Source organism: Rothia amarae (assembly GCF_014705945.2).
GTDB lineage: Bacteria > Actinomycetota > Actinomycetes > Actinomycetales > Micrococcaceae > Rothia > Rothia amarae.
This window is the reverse complement of record NZ_CP061538.1, coordinates 822,455-838,398: the sequence shown is the minus strand read 5'-3', so window position 1 is coordinate 838,398 and position 15,944 is coordinate 822,455. Positions and strand designations below refer to the sequence as shown.

Here is a 15,944-nt window from a genome sequence, read left to right as displayed (position 1 = left end):
CGCTTTCTAGGGGCAAGCTCAAAGGTTGATTATTTAGTAGGGGGCGCGATGGAATCAAGAAAACGCGAACGGCGTCGATTCGCCCGGCCGCCGGGGGTGCGCGCCCTCGACCAGGAGAAGGTGAGATATTTGCGAGCGCGGGTGATGCCTACATAAAGCAGGCGGCGTTCTTCATCTATTTCATCGCCCGTTTTGGCAAAGGAAATAGGCATGAGCCCTTCATTGAGACCGCAGAGGAAGACGGCGTCCCATTCCAGGCCTTTCGCCGAGTGGAGAGATGCCAGGGTCACACCGTTCATTTTGGGTGGATCCTGGTGCGCCATCCGCTGGGCGAGTACTGCCACGAATTCCGGCATGGTGAAGGGACGAGGAAGCTCGCTGGCGCCGTTATCGTGGGCTTGATCGCGCGCTTTTTCTCGCTCGTTGTGCAGGCGATCTGCCATAGAGACGAGTGCAGCCAACGATTCCCATTTATGGCGAACAGCGCCGGACGCCGAGGGCCCCTTAGCGGTGTACCCCAGGGATTTAAGGATATCGCGGGTGGCTTGGGGCACCGGATCATCAGAAATCGCAGCGGCGGCACCGCGTAACTGGGCATAGGCATTTTTGACTTCGGGGCGGGAGAAAAATTGCTCTGCCCCGCGTAGCTGATAGGCAATACCTTCGTCGGTGAGTGCCTGTTCCAGTGCAGCTGATTGACCGTTCGTCCTAAAAAGCACGGCAATTTCAGACGGCTCGACGCCCTCTTTGGTGATGAGATCTTGAATGTCTTCGGCGATGCCCGCGGCCTCGTCCTCGTCGTCGGCGTATTCGAAGAACTCTGCGGTGGGCCCTGTCCCCCGCTGAGATACCAACTCTAAAGGTTTGGCCCAGGCTCCCGGGGTGGAATCTTTAGCCGGCTTGCGGGAGTTCAGGAGGGTATTTGCTAGTTCAACGACCTGGTGGGTGGAACGGTAATCTCGCACTAGTTTGACGACATTGGCGTTGTCGTAGCGGCGGGTAAATTCCAACAAATGGCGGCTCGTTGCGCCGGTGAAGGAGTAAATGGTCTGTGAGGCATCACCCACTACGCATAGGTCATCGCGCCCGCCTAGCCAGGCGTCCAGTAGCCGCTGCTGAAGGGGAGAAACGTCCTGGTATTCATCGACGACGAAGTGCCGGTACTGCTGGCGGACGGCGGCAGCGACCTGCTCATCGTCCTCTAAGACCCCCACGGTCAGAAGCAGAACATCTTCAAAATCAATAATGTTCCGCTCATCTTTGAGATCTTCGTAGGCTTTGAAAAGGCGGCACATGTTGATGGGGGTGATATCCGAGGGCAAAACGCGATCTGCCAGATGTGGCATGAGGGTGTCATAGGTGTACATATTGACCTTTGCCCACTCAATTTCAGCGGCGAGATCTCGAATCATCGCCCGGTCGGCGCTGATACGCAGGCGCTGAGCGGCCTCGGTAATCAGTTGAGCTTTATGGGAAATGATGCGAGGTTCGGAGCCGCCAACCGCCTGCGGCCAGAAGAATCGGAGCTGCCGTAAAGCTGCCGAGTGGAAGGTTCGGGCTTGCACTCCTACCGAACCCAGTGCCCGCAAACGAACCCGCATTTCATCGGCAGCGCGAGTTGTAAATGATAGAGCTAGGACGCGGGTTGGGACGTATCTGCCGGTAGCAATTCCATAGGCGATCCGGTGAGTAATCGCGCGCGTCTTACCGGTGCCGGCGCCTGCCAACACGCACATGGGGCCGCTGAGTTCAGTAGCAACCCGGCGTTGCTCAGGATCAAGCCCCTGCAAAATCAACTCAGGGCTCGGCGGTGCCTGCTCTGCTAAATTCGCTGAGCTACTGGATGAGTGCGCAGGATTCGGCAGAGTAGACATGAAACTCCTGAAGGTTGTGTTTAAAAGGGCTCTTCCAGTGTAATTTATGCCAACGGTTCACCGAGAAAATTCTCGATGAGCATACGGGAGATTGACGCGCGGGAGGGCAGCTTGATTTCCCCGCTGGAGTGAGCGGTTTTCAGCTCGTGAGCGGTAAACCAGCGTACCGTTTCTATTTCTTCGCCGTCCGCTTGCACCTGGTGGGGGTTAGAAATCTCAGCACGATACCCTAGCATCAGTGAACGCGGAAAAGGCCAGGGCTGCGAACCCAAATACTGTAGGCTGTCTACTTCGCCGTTGCACTCTTCCAAAAGTTCTCTTTGAACTGCGTTCTCCGCTGATTCACCGGCTTCGATGAACCCGGCAAAAGTGGAAAACCGATTCTTTCCCCAGGCGCGTGCCTGCCCCAGCAGAATTCGTTCTTCGCCGTCAAAGGTTGCAGTTACCGCTGTAATAACTGCCGGATCTGTTCGGGGAAAAATCTCTCGACCGGCAGAATTCACACGCGACCATCCCGCCTGAGCCACAACAGTTTCCTGCCCCGTTGCCGGGTCATAGGCTGCTCCTCTGTGCCAGTTGTTCAATGCCACAGCAGCGCCAGCAAGTTCTAACCAAATCTTTAACTCTGCGTCTTGAGAATTCGCTACATGTTCGGCAAGCTCGTGCACCGACTGCCAGTGCCCCTCGGCATGAGAGGCCAGGACGTCGCGGGGCGCTCGTTGCTCTCCGTCGGGTCCTAAGAGGTTGAGATGCTCGGTCTTGAAATCACAGAAGTATTCCCAGTTGCCCGTCAAGGCCAGAACCGCGCTCCCCTCGCGTGTTCTGCCGATGAAAATCACATCAGCTTGGCGCTGCGGCTCTGCTACCCAATGCCTGAGCACTTCAGCTTTAATCATCGAAGCGTTCAGTTGCAGAGGCTTGGATGTCTCATCCACTAAGATTTCGTGCCCCTCTACTGCCACGAGAACCGGCTCCTTCTGGGATTTCTCTGCACCCAGAAAATCCTCTACAAGCTGAGAAAGAAAGCCTGGACGAGCCCGATTTTCACCCTCCATCCGAGGTCGCGTACCAGTCAGAGGCAGATACCCTAACGGTGCAATAGATTCTCCTGGTTCACGAGAATTCGTAGAGTTTTCTTCAAAAATAGGGTTAGATTCCTGCTTCATTGCTGTGACCTGCTGATTCTCTTGTACTCTGGAAAGGTGACTGTTACACCGCTTCAACTTGCCGCTATTGTATCTGCCGGAGTGCCCGGGCTCTATCCTGTTGCCGCGCTCCCCTCTGCTGACGATGCCGTCGATTTTGATTCGGCCATCATTATCGATTCAGCCGATAAGCGCTGGCGGGTCCGCTCTCCCAAGAACCCCGAAGCAAGCGTTCGTTTAGAAGCTGAACACGTAATTCTCCAGTCCTTTTCCGCCGGTTTGCGCGCGCGCCTTCCTTTTCAGGTGCCCACTATTGTCGGCTCAGTGCCTGTCGATGGTATGCAAACTTTTATCTATACCCACATTCCCGGTAGCCACTACGACATTGACGAACTGGCAGAAATTTCCTCTCATGCCAAACCGGGCACCGAAGATTTAGCAACCGCGCTGGGGCGCATAATTGCCACCATTCACGTAATGCCCACCACAATTATTGAAGACGCCGACCTTCCGGTCTACACCTCCGAACAGTTGCGCCAACGCCGTCTCACAGAACTCGAACGAGTCGAAAAAACCGGCAAAGTGCCCGCCGGCCTCATTCGCCGCTGGCGAGAACTGCTCACCGACCCCCACATATGGAACTTTCGACCGCGCGTCATCCACGGGGATCTCAACGAAGATAACCTGGTCCTCAACCAGAAAAAAGTCACCGAAGTAACCGGCTGGTCCGAAGTATGTGTGGGGGATCCTGCCATGGATTTCTCCTGGCTTCTTGCCTGCGAAGACCGTTCCTTTAGCGACCGGGTCATGAACGTCTATACCGAACAGATGCCGCAACGCCCCGATAATTCTCTGGCGCTACGCGCGAATCTTTACGCCGAATTTGCCCTAGCCCAATGGTTGATACGTGGTATCGAATTAGAGGATCAGGCGATGGTCGATGAAGCATTTGCCATGCTCCATCAACTAGAAAATGATCTGCGCAGAGTCGGAGAAATCACCGACGATAAGACCAACTTCGCGCTGAGTCCAGATGATAAACCGTCAGGGTCGGTAGCGGCTCCCTAACTCATCATTTTCTAAGTATAAGAGGTAGGTTTAGCGTTTTCTACGCTGAGACGCTTCCCCCTGTTGTCCAGCCTTGTACGCTCGACGAATCAGCCTCTTCAACGATTCTTCGTCAGCCAGATGTTGCGGTCGCACTGTCTTTGCCGCCCCCACGTAGAAGAAAGTGGCAAAAACGTCCTCAACTGGGATGTCATTCAACCGGGCAAAAGCCAACCGGTACAGTGCTAGCTGGATGGATTTAGCCTCCATCTCAGAAGCACGAGGAACTCGACCCGTTTTCCAGTCCACCAGTTCCCACGTCATATGTCCCGATTCATCAATGTGGCGATAAATAGCATCTACTCGCCCCCGCACCGAAATACCTTCAACCGGGGTTTCGAGCGGAAATTCCACTGCCCACGGTTGCAGGTTTGCCCACTCGCTCGCCAAAAAGTTTTCCCGTAGTTGCGGTAAATCTAAAGAATCATCAATGTCATCGTCGGCAAACTCTTCATTTCCCATATCTAGCATTGCGGAGTGCTCAAAATGGGACTCCACCCAGGCATGAAAAATGCTACCCTGACGGGCTGCGATGCCGGGACGCTGCGGCATCGGTCGTATCAAATTACTCACAACAGCTTCTGTGTTACTTTTCAACGCCACCAGCTGCGAGGCGCTGAGATGAGAGGGTAGCTCAAACTCGCGATACTCCGTTGGTTCGTTGAGCAGCGCCAGGAGTAGCTCGGTTTCTTGACGCCAATCCTCAATGGAAGGCCCGTCCAGCTGGGTTTGTTCTCCTCCGATGACAGCTGGCGAGTCGCCCTCCTCCGCAGAACCACGAAGGACGTTTTGCGCGGCACGGGTAAGCCTCGCTCGCCGGGAAACCGCCGGGTCGCGAAGAATATCTGTGGTCATAGATTCACCTGCAGAGGGGGAAGTATTCTCTGAACTATGTCCTGCATCATGAGCCAGATCCCATTCTTCTTCGTTCTTCCACTGAATAATTTCGGGCCCGTCCAGAGGGTCAAAAGGCCATAGAGCGGTGGTGAGCGACGCCGATTGAGGATTCTCCTCCCCTATCTGAGTTTCGTCCAAGGTACGCAGCATCAACGGCATGTCGCTCGCAGGATCATGCTGGGGACTCAATTGTGCTTCCTCAGCCAGTTCCTCCCAAAATTCAGAAGCTTGCACAGGCTTACTCGCGGTCCCTTTCCAAGCTGCCGAGCCCAGCATCAGAAGAGTGCGAGCGCGCGTGATACCCACGTAGGCAAGACGCCGTTCCTCCGCAGTACTGTGTATCAGGGCTTCTTCTTTGAACTGCCCTATATATGCCTTGAAATCAGTGAGGTTTTCGTGGTCGGGATTCCACCCGGGCAAAAAGTTCTTGTCCCCGCGTAGAGGCCAGGGAACAGTCTGCGAATTCTGGGTCCAGCGCGCGTCTTTTGTCAGGGGAAAATCGCCTTGGTAGAGCCCTGGAATGTAGACGTGATCCCATTCAAGACCCTTCGAGGCATGCACCGTCAGAATCTGCACCGCATCATGACGCGGCTCTTCAGCAGCCATTTCCAGCCCAGATTCTTCAGCAGCAGCGGCGTCCAACCATGCCAAGAAACCGTTAATTCCGCTGGCTGATCCGCTCGATGCGGTCAAGCTGAAACGAAGTATTCGTTCGTCGTCTTCAGTCAGCTCATCGCTGTTCTGAAACGCTGCCGCTCCTGCATGTAGGGTGGCGTTGATGCGCGGAGCGCTCATCGCATACTGAGCGGCAACCTCGTGGAAGGCATCTAGATTTCGACGCGCCTCATGGTTCCCTCGCCCCGGCTTAGCCGCCAACTCGATATCGAGCAGAATTGTCCGCTCGATTTCTACCAGCAAACTTGAAATATCATCTGCCATAAATTGGCGAAGATAACTGAATTCTGCAGCAAGTGCCTGAAGCCTTTGCAGACCCACCTCGGTCAGTGAACGACCTCGGACCGACGTCCAGCCCGGTTTCGGTAAGGTTTCCAGCGCTTCAATCAAAGAGGAATGATCCGTAATATCCGAAACGGTCTCCCTCGCCTGCCTTGCCTCTTCTTCTGCCCGTTCTTGCTCACTCAAGTCGGCAAAAAGGTTCTCCGCGCGCCCTTCTCGAATAGCTTTCTCGCGCTCGCGTGCAAGGTGGGTGGACCAGTCGGACAATGCCAGCAGGTCAGATAAACCGAGTCGCCAGCGGGCACCTGCCATGAGACGCATCAGGGCATCCGAGCGCCCCGGGTCAGCAAGAACTCGCAGGACAGAGACCATATCGATTACTTCAGGGGTATCCAGCAAACCTCCCAATCCAACGATTTGATAGGGAACACCCAACTCTTCACATGCCTGGCGGATAGGTTCCATCATGGCGCGTTTCTTACACAGCACTGCCATAGTGGGCATTTCGGTCAGAGGACGGTGAGCATGATGGGCTCGTTCCTGGGCTATTTTCTCTACCATCGAGCGAGCCTCTTCTTGGTCAGTGAGGTAGCGGCCCATCAGCACTTGTCCGACGCCCGGTTCTGGTCTGGCCACCAAATCGGGTACGTCCACCTGGTGAGGTGAACGAACCCATGCGGGTTGCACTTTGAGCGGATCAGCTACCCGGTTAGCCGCATGAAGAATTGCCGTGTCATTTCGCCACGCGACGGTCAGATAACTTGCGGTGGTGTCTTGGGTGGGAAAGTAGCTGTAGAAGCTAAACAGCTGGCCGTCGGATGCCCCGCGGAAACCATAAATGGATTGCTTGGGGTCGCCCACCGCCATGACCGGATGTTCTTCGCGCCCCTTTGTTCCGCCAAACAAATCGGAAAATAACTGCATCTGAGCATGGGACGTATCTTGAAATTCGTCCAGCAAGACCACCTTGAAACGATCCCGCTCCGTGGCACTTGCCTGCGGTATCTCGCGGGCTATACGCGCAGCTAACGCCACTAAATCGCCATAGTCCATAACCTGCATTTGCTTCTTCAAGCGAGAATACTGCTGCACTAAAAGAGCATAGAAAACACGGTTGTGAAGCCTTTGTACCAGTTTGTTCCGCTCGCTCACAGCCCCGGGTTTATCGATGTTTTCTAATGCGGCAATTTGCTGCTGGCACCATTCAATGATGGTTTCGGGGTCAATGAGGTGCTCGGAGCACTCCCCTGCCAGTTGCATCACGCCCTCGATGATGCTCTTTTTCGACGGCGGATCAACCGGCAACAGTTTGGGATCTACAAACTCAACCAGCTGTGCGACCAGCTGCCATGCCTGTGCGCTACCCAGCATCTGCGCATCCTGTTCAATCCCCAGTCGCAGACCGTAATTCGCCACTAACGTATTGGCATAGGAGTGGTAGGTGGAAACACTGGGATCTGAAACCGGGGCATTTTCCTCATTCTGCGGAGTACGCACCATGTCTAAGCGGCGTAGCTGTTCCAAGCGCATACGCATACGCTCCCGTAGTTCACCGGCGGCTTTGCGGGTAAAGGTGACGCCCAGCACTTGATCGGCTCGAACTAATCCGTTGGCTACAAGCCAGACCACACGATCCACCATGGTCGCCGTCTTACCCGATCCGGCGCCTGCCACGACCAAACGCGGGGTGAGGGGGGAGGCAATAATCGCTGACTGTTCAACTGTAGGGCGCGGACGTCCCAGAGCATCGGCAATTTCTTCGGGAGTATATAAATGTTGTTGCATCGTAGACCTAATTCTGAGTGACCTGGCGGCCGCGGTTGCACAGCGGGCAGATATCGGGAAGTTTGCATTGAATGCCGAAAGAACTGCTGGAGGACGACGTATGCCGTGCCTCCACATGGTTGCCCGCAATCAGTTCGGCCGCTCGATTAATGAGTTCAACAGCCCAAGTGCTTGAAGAAGTGAGAGCCGGTTGTTCTTGCTCTATGTACGTCTTGGTATCTCTACCTAGTTGAATGAGGAAGGCTCCACCGGAAAGTTCCTGAAGACCCTCGAATTTCAGCTTGTTGGGTAGCGATAGATGGTGCTCGCTAAAAGCTTGCGCCATGTGCTCACCTGCGCCAGCTTCCAATGCAACCTGGTAAGAGGCGAGCTGAGGGTGCTTCTGCAGGTCAGCTTTGGTGGGCTGGGTGGAGCCTGTTTTCAAGTCAATAATCACGAATCTGCCCAGCGAGTCCACTTCTAGTCGATCCACTCGTCCGCTCAGAAGAGCATCCCGCGCTGGCCCGGGAATGAGTACACTAAAGGCACCTTCAACACCCACCAGTTTGCGCCCCAGCGTGGAAAGATCTGCGGTGTACTGCGCAAACTTTCGCACCATTGTTTCCGCACGCTCTATCACCTGCGCTGACTCCCACGTATCTGGCAAGTTCAGTTGTTTGATGCGCTGGTGTAATTCATCGAGTAGTTGATGCCGGGGAGCATCTGGCATGTCTTCAGCAAGTTCGTGTACCAGAGTACCGAGTGTTCGCGATAGGTCTGTGGCCGCCTCTGCTTTGGAAGCGGAAACAAACCAGTCCAGAGGTGAGCGGTGAATTTCGGCTACCCGGGACGGTGAGATGGGAATTGGCTCGTTCTCCCCGAACCCTGCGCCAGTTGAAGAAATCGGTAGCAGACCCCACCAGGTAGCAGGGTGAACACCGGGTAGGTGGGCTCCCGCTGTTTGGGCAGGATCATTGAGCCGATGCAAAATTTCAGTTGCCGCCTGTGCTCGGTGGAAATCGTCGTCCTGTTTTTCTGCCCACTGGCGAAGCTCAGCGATGAGAGCGCGCAAGGTCATAGGACGCCGCACTTCTACGTTGGTGCGCTGCCCCTCTGGAGCTGGCGCTACCATATCGAGAAATTCGCTCGGTGCGTCATCAACCGAGGAAACCGCAGTACAGATGAGGCGTTCGCTGGCGCGGGAAACAGCCGTAGAGAATTGCCGTAACTCATCGTAGCGGGTATCTCGTATTCGATCGCCGATAGAGACAGTCGCGGCTGCTTGCGGACCCACATCAAAAATATCGGTGAGTTGCTGGGTATTCAGTAAAGAACCACGAATGGTGGTGTTGGGCCAGGTGCCCTCTTGCAATCCGGCGATATAGACAGTGTCCCACTGCCTCCCCGCTGCGAGTGCGGGGGTAAGGATCTCAACGGCATCGTAAGAATTTGCCCGCTGAGCTAGGGTATCCATCGGCAAATCTTGGGAATCAATGTAATCCAAGAACTGTGCGGCGGTGGCACCGGGCATCTGGTCAACGTAGCGAGCAGCTGCCTCGAATAATCCGAGCATGGCATCTAAGTCGCGGTGCGCGCGGTCGGCTCCTACTCCTTGAGAGAGGGCTTGTTCTCGCCAAGGTTGGGCAAGACCCGATGCCTCCCACAGCGCCCAGAGCACCGTTTCAGCCGTTCCACCTTCTTGTTGTAGAGCTTCGGTTCCCGCCGCCAAAACATTGCTGATTCGACGTGCAGCAGCTCCGGCATTTCCCGCCGGCAAGTTGCTGGGGTTCAAGAGCGCTTCCACCAGCAAATCATCGCTGGACCGTGTTCCTCCGGCTCGGAGTTCTTCGGCGCGCAATCTCTGCCTGAGACGGCGTACGTCCATGGGAGAAGCACCTCCCAAGCGGGAGGTCAGAAGAGACAATGCAGTATCAACTCCCCATCCTTGAGCAGGGCGCTGAGTATGGGTTTCTTCTTGACCAGGTTCAGTTTCATCCTCAGACGAGCGCGGAGAAGGAGCAAGAAGAATCAGCGAAAGGGCATCAAGGAAGGGGCGCACCGCGGGTTCATCACGCACAGGTGTGAGCGCAGAAGACGTTTGCACGGGAATACCTTGCCCCACCAAAACCCGTTTGATACGAGAAACATCCGAACCATTTCGGACGATCACCGCTGAACGCGAAAAAGCTTTGCCTCGGTAAAGATGATCTTCCAAAAGCATTTGCGCTATCAGACGTGATTCATGCTGGGCTGTTTCGACTGTCAACCCTTGTACGATAGGGCGATTGTCCTGGGACTTTTCGGGGTCCAGCAGGGTGCCGTCGTCGCCTAAATTCCACAGTGCCTGTTCCTGGGTATCACCCACCGGTTCGGTGAGATCACGGCTATGCCGTGCCTGGGCGACGACGGGAATGCGGGTTGCTACCGATTCCCAGGAGCGCGCGATGTCAGGAGGCATTCTATAAGAAACATCGAGCATGTCTCGGTGCGGGTGATTCAAGATATCTTCAAGCTGGCTCGCGAGAGTAGGACGGGCGCCGCGGAAACCTTGAACTACGGTGTCGGTGCATACCGTCACGCTAAATACAGGGGCAGGTTCTGCTGAACTTTCTGAATCTGCTAAGACGCGCAGAAGGCGAAAAATAGAGGGCGTAGCCTCCTGCATATCGTCTACCAAAACCAGTTGCAGTTGAGCACGTTCGGCAGTTAGGAATTCAGGGTTTTTCAGGAATGTTTCCGTTGCCTGATGAATCAATGCCGCAGGGTCAAAAGCGTTGGGCATCCGTAGGCGGCGTATCTGCTGATATTCAGTATATAGTTGCGCCGCTGCCGCCCATTCTGGATGGTCCCAGTGCTGGGCTAGTTCTTTGACGTGCTCGGAGGTGAGGTTGTATTCGGCCATGCGGTCAAAGAAATCGCGTATTTCGTGGCGGAAACCCCGTGTTCCTAGAGCTTCATGTAAATCCACGGGCCAGAACACTGCTAGACCTTCTCCCCGGCTATGTCCGGCGAGAAGCTCGGCAATCATGACGTCCTGTTCTGGACCGGAAATGAGTTTGGGAGAGAACTCTAGACCGGGCAGGATGCCTAAAGCATGCGCTCGTCGGAGAACATCAAAGGCATATGCCTGCCAAGCGCGAATCGGCGCGGAAGACATGGTGGTTTGCGCCCGGGCAGTGAGTTCTTCGCGTATGCGAGTAGCAGATTGACGGGTGGGGGTGAGTATCAGCAAAGAGGCGGGGTCTGCGCCCTCTGAGAGAAAGCGGTGGGCACGCTCTATTATGCCCTCGGTCTTGCCGGTTCCTGGTGCACCGAGGATGAGTTCGTGCTGGGGCAAACCTGATAATTTCTGGTTCATGTTGTGCGCTCTATCCTTCTCTCTTCTACCCCTGTTTTCCCTGCAATTTCTATCTGCTAGCAGGCGGGTTCTTCAAGACTATGTCAGAACTATGGCAAAGACGACTGACAAGATAAGTAATTTTTCCCTTCATGACAGCAGGAAATCTGAGAATCGAAGAATTTTCTCAGAAGTTATATAGTCGTTCCATGACTGCATGGACTGAGCTACCCCGCGCCACCTTTGACTTAGAAACCACTGGAATTGATCCCTCAACAGCCCGTATCGTGACGGCGTCGCTGGTTTTGGTCAATCCCGATGGCACAGTGCTGCGTTCTGGCGAGTGGCTAGCCAACCCCGGTGTAGAAATACCGGAGCAAGCCGCGGCAGTTCACGGAATCACTACCGAATACGCCCAAGAACACGGGCGAGATGCCCGCGAGGTGGTCTACGAGCTGGCAATGGCTCTCGGCGGTCTCTTTCATGACGGCGTGCCCGTTATTGCATTCAATGCCGCCTACGATTTTTCGGTGCTTCATCACGAGCTCAAACGCTATGACTTCCCTGAGCTCACCTGCTATCCGGTACTTGACCCTTACGTCATCAATAAACAGGTGCACAAGTTCAAAAAAGGTAAGCGCACCCTCGAAGTTCTGAGCGCCGAATACGGCGTGAGTTTGGAAAATGCTCATACCTCTAAGGACGACGCGATGGCGGCAGAGCGGTTGCTTGCAGCGATGGCTCAGCAGTATCCGCAAATTATTGTAGATGCTCAGTCTTTGCACGAAGAACAAATAGGTTGGGCACGCGCTCAGGCTGCTGAATTTCAGGATTATCTGCAGCGCCAGGGAAAGAACGAAGTTATCGATGGTTCATGGCCTGTGCGTACTGCTAGGTGAGTAACATCGCGTTTACACGCGACCTGCTTCTGCTCAATGGATGCCACCATTGAATCGATTCTGATTCCATTCGAGAGGGATTATTGTGGCTGATTCGTCTATGGTTCCGCCCACCAATAGCATCTATCTAGGGTCCACCCGCTCCCAGCACGAGCATCTCGTGGCCCAATCAGGTGTTGTGCTGAAACTCGGGTTGCTCCTGTTGAAGTCTGGAGCGAGCGCCTACCGGGTCAAAGCATCCATGGCACGGCTAGCTCGTGCGGTGGGTTTGGAAGAGCATCATTCGCAGGTCTCTTTTACCGAAATTACTACTACTGCGTACTCTACCGGCAATTTTCGCACTGAAATTGCTGAGCAACGAGTCATGGGCATTTCTGCCTATCGGATGGATTTACTCAGCGATTTTGTCTCAAATCTACCCGAGAAAATTTCCCCTCAAGCAGCTTCCGCTGAGATTGATCGGATCGCCACGCTCCCCCATCTCTATTCAAAATTTTGGTTGGCATTGGCTGCAGCTTTCGCGTGTGCAGGCTTTGCTTTCCTTAATGGTGGTGGCTTGGTGGGGTGCCTTGTAGTTTTCGGTGCAGCTGGCATTGGTCAGTTGATTCGTACCCTTTTGATGCATCGCGAGGTCAATCATCTGGCGATTTGGTTTGTGTGTGGTGTAATTTCAGCAGGAATCTATAGCGGTACGATTGGTGTCCTTGCCTCAGCTTCACTGATTGCTCCGAACCATATGGTGGGCTTCATTTCTTCCATTCTTTTCTTAGTGCCAGGTTTTCCTTTGGTCACAGGTATGCTCGATCTTGCCCGCTTCGACTTTTCGGCGGCGATTTCACGGCTCACCTATGTTGCTCTATTGCTGGTGAGCGCATCCGCTGCAGTATGGATTCTGGCGTTCCTCTTCGAGCTCCCTTTGGACGTCGCCACCCCAGCGCCTATGACCCCTTGGATGCGTTATTCACTCCAAATGGTTGCTTCGTTTATTGCAGCCTATGGTTTCGCCATGCTCTTCTCAGCGCTCCCCTTTGCCTGTTTATGGGCAGGATTTATAGCGGCGCTAGTTAACCCAGCTCGTCTATTTCTCACCGAAGCTGGTTTGACGCCGCAGATTTCGGTTTTTCTGGCCGCGCTCGTCGCTGCTCTTCTGGCTGAACTCATCTCACCGCTCCATGGGCGGAAGTATTCCCGTATTTCGCTCTCAGTGCCTGCTGTTGTCACTATGGTACCGGGGGTGATGTTCTACCGTTCCATGGCGTATCTTTCTAACGGTAATCTCACGGATGCGATTTCCGGCATGGTTGATGTTTTTCTGATTTTCTTAGCTATTGGTAGTGGCTTAGTAATCTCCCGTTTTGTCACCGATGAGAACTGGCTTTTCAACAGAGATCTTCAAAAAGTCCGCACGTATGATTCCCATGCTCATTTACGCTAATGATGCGGTGAGAAGACGACGCCCCGGCACTCTCTGGTGAGAATACCGGGGCATCGTTATAGAGAAAATAGTCTCTTACTATTGGTGTTAGGCGGTAGCCTGAGCTGCTGCCTCTGCGGCATCGGGAAGCGCAGCAATGATTCGATCCATCACAGCATCGGTATGAGCCGATGATAAGAACCACGCCTCGAAAGCGCTCGGCGGTAAGTAGACGCCCGCGTTTAGCATGGAGTGGAAGAACGGCGCATAGCGGAAAGTCTCAGAATTCTTGATATCCGCGTAGTTATGGACGCCGTTTTCAGCCGTACCGAAAGCCACCGAGAACAGATTTCCAGCAGTTTGAATCGAATAATTCAGCCCCTGGGCATCGAAGGCTTCGACAATCGCTTGCTGCAGTTGGCGGGATTTGGCATCGATGCTCTGATAAACCTCAGCGTCTGCCGCCTGCAAGGTAGCCAAACCTGCCGCCATCGAAATCGGATTACCCGAGAGCGTACCAGCCTGATACACCGGGCCGGTGGGAGCAAGATACTCCATGATTTTTCGTTTACCGCCCAACGCTGCGATGGGCATACCGCCGCCAATCACCTTTCCGAAGGTGAAAATATCGGGAACCCACCCGCCGTCGTCGGGTGATGCAAAGCCCCAATAGCCAGCCGAAGACACGCGAAAACCGGTCAATACCTCGTCGAAGACCATCAGCGCGCCATGCTCTTGGGTAATCTCCCGCAGTCCGCGGTTAAATCCCTCGGCAGGGGTAACTACACCCATGTTGCAAGGAGCTGCCTCGGTAATGACTGCGGCAATCTGCCCCTCGTGAGCGGCAAAAGCTGCGCGGACTGCATCCAAATCGTTATAGGGCAACACAATGGTTTCAGCCGCGGTAGCCTCCGTTACGCCTGCCGAACCGGGCATTGCCAAGGTAGCCACGCCCGAACCAGCCTCGGAGAGCAAGGAGTCAACATGCCCGTGGTAGCAGCCGGCAAACTTGATGATCTTATCCCTGCCGGTATAACCGCGTGCCAAGCGAATCGCCGTCATGGTAGCTTCCGTACCGGTAGAGACCATGCGAATCTGATCGATAGCGCCGGGCAGAACATCGTTCATACGGGAAACTACCAGCTCAGCCAGACGAGTCTCAGATTCGGTAGACGCACCAAAAGAAAGACCGTGCTCCACGGCAGCATGAACCGCTTCAATAACGCGCGAATCCTTATGCCCTAACAAGCTCGGGCCCCAGCTCATAACCAGATCCACATAATTACGGCCATCAGCATCGGTCAGGTACGGCCCCTGCGCCTCCACCATGAAAGCAGGAGTACCGCCTACAGAGTTAAAGGCGCGAACAGGGGAATTCACGCCGCCGGGAATTACCTTTTGAGAGCGGGCAAATAATTCTTCAGAAACAGTCACAGGTCTAAATCCTTTTCGTTAGGTTTCTGGGGATAAGTCTAATGCGTAAGAAATCGGGATGGGGACAGTAAGGCTTCCTCCAGCGGAATAAACCAAGCAAACGTACGCCCGTTACTTCAACCAGCCAGCGACCTCGGTAGCGTAATAGGTCAAAATCATGTCCGCCCCGGCACGTTTGATGCCGCTCAGCGATTCGAGAACGATGCGCTCGCGATCCACCCAGCCATTGGCAGATGCCGCCTCGATCATCGCGTACTCCCCCGAAACCTGGTAGGCAGCTACAGGAACTGGTGAGAAATCTGCTACCTCGCGCACGATATCTAGGTAAGCCATAGCAGGCTTGACCATCACAAAATCGGCGCCTTCTTCAATATCGAGCTGTGCTTCTAGAACGCCCTCGCGGCGGTTTGCCGGATCTTGCTGGTAGCTCTTGCGATCGCCGTCCAAGGATGAACCCACGGCATCGCGGAAGGGGCCAAAGAATGCTGAGGCGTATTTGGCGGAGTATGCCATGATGGCGACGTCGGTGAATCCGGCGTCGTCCAGTGCCTGACGGATGGCGGCGACCTGCCCGTCCATCATGCCCGAGGGGCTCACCATGTGGGCACCAGCTTTCGCTTGCGCTACCGCCATTTTGCAGTATGACTCTACCGAGGCATCATTATCCACTACCGTATTTCCAAATTGGTCGGTGGTGAGCGGACCACAGTGGCCATGAGAGGTAAATTCGTCGAGGCAGGTATCAGCCATAATCACGATGTCGTTGCCAAACTTGTGCCGGATAGCGGCAATTGCGCGGTTCAGGATTCCGTCTTCAGCCCAGGCAACGGAGCCTTGATCGTCTTTATCTTCATCGAGAGGTACACCGAACAGGTCGATACAGGCGATACCCGCGTCGATAGCGCGACTCACCTCGTCTAAGACCGAGTCAAGAGTGTGCTGATACTGCCCGGGCATAGATGCAATTTCCTGGGGTGACTCGATGCCGTCTCGAACGAAAAGCACCTGAATAAGGTTGCGAGGGGTCAGCTCAGTTTGAGCGACTAGCGAGCGCATTGCGGCTGTGGTGCGCAGGCGGCGAGGGCGGAAGGGAAGTTCTAGGTTTTTCATGGTGTT

General features: G+C 54.7%; 9 protein-coding genes. 3 read left to right on the top strand and 6 right to left on the bottom strand.

The window, feature by feature from the left end:
• Nucleotides 1–29 precede the first annotated feature (29 nt).
• Both IDM48_RS03965 and nudC read right to left on the bottom strand, forming a co-directional pair.
• Nucleotides 30–1,874 carry an ATP-dependent helicase gene (locus IDM48_RS03965; RefSeq protein ID WP_190618147.1) on the bottom strand — a complete coding sequence of 615 codons (1,845 nt, stop codon included), beginning with the start codon at nt 1,872–1,874 and terminating at the stop codon, nt 30–32.
• Nucleotides 1,875–1,918: 44 nt separating this feature from the next.
• A complete protein-coding gene (gene nudC / locus IDM48_RS03960; RefSeq protein ID WP_068171353.1) occupies nt 1,919–3,040 on the bottom strand; it encodes an NAD(+) diphosphatase in 1,122 nt (373 codons plus the stop codon).
• A 36-nt stretch (nt 3,041–3,076) separates the two neighbouring features.
• On the opposite strand from nudC, the gene IDM48_RS03955 reads away from it, so the two are divergent.
• Nucleotides 3,077–4,087 (top strand): phosphotransferase, encoded by a 1,011-nt coding sequence (locus tag IDM48_RS03955; RefSeq protein WP_068171356.1) that lies wholly within the window; start codon nt 3,077–3,079, stop codon nt 4,085–4,087.
• Between the two features lie 30 nt (nt 4,088–4,117).
• Here the strand turns inward: IDM48_RS03955 and IDM48_RS03950 are convergent, their stop codons facing one another.
• Together IDM48_RS03950 and IDM48_RS03945 are read right to left on the bottom strand one after the other, a co-directional pair.
• The gene (locus tag IDM48_RS03950; protein WP_068171358.1) at nt 4,118–7,765 is read right to left on the bottom strand and encodes an ATP-dependent DNA helicase; all 3,648 of its coding nucleotides are present in this window, start codon (nt 7,763–7,765) and stop codon (nt 4,118–4,120) included.
• 7 nt (nt 7,766–7,772) lie between these two features.
• Nucleotides 7,773–11,102 carry an ATP-dependent helicase gene (locus tag IDM48_RS03945; protein ID WP_068171361.1) on the bottom strand — a complete coding sequence of 1,110 codons (3,330 nt, stop codon included), beginning with the start codon at nt 11,100–11,102 and terminating at the stop codon, nt 7,773–7,775.
• Nucleotides 11,103–11,290: 188 nt separating this feature from the next.
• On the opposite strand from IDM48_RS03945, the gene IDM48_RS03940 reads away from it, so the two are divergent.
• Nucleotides 11,291–11,980 carry a 3'-5' exonuclease gene (locus IDM48_RS03940; RefSeq protein ID WP_068171363.1) on the top strand — a complete coding sequence of 230 codons (690 nt, stop codon included), beginning with the start codon at nt 11,291–11,293 and terminating at the stop codon, nt 11,978–11,980.
• A gap of 85 nt (nt 11,981–12,065) precedes the next feature.
• A complete protein-coding gene (locus IDM48_RS03935) occupies nt 12,066–13,415 on the top strand; it encodes a threonine/serine exporter family protein (RefSeq protein ID WP_233126019.1) in 1,350 nt (449 codons plus the stop codon).
• A gap of 87 nt (nt 13,416–13,502) precedes the next feature.
• Here IDM48_RS03935 and hemL read toward each other — a convergent pair whose 3' ends face one another.
• Together hemL and hemB are read right to left on the bottom strand one after the other, a co-directional pair.
• Nucleotides 13,503–14,828, bottom strand: coding sequence for a glutamate-1-semialdehyde 2,1-aminomutase (gene hemL, locus IDM48_RS03930; protein WP_068171366.1), 1,326 nt, complete (start codon nt 14,826–14,828; stop codon nt 13,503–13,505).
• Between the two features lie 111 nt (nt 14,829–14,939).
• On the bottom strand, nt 14,940–15,938 hold the full coding sequence (hemB, locus tag IDM48_RS03925; RefSeq protein WP_068171369.1) for a porphobilinogen synthase: 999 nt from the start codon (nt 15,936–15,938) through the stop codon (nt 14,940–14,942).
• Nucleotides 15,939–15,944: the final 6 nt, after the last annotated feature.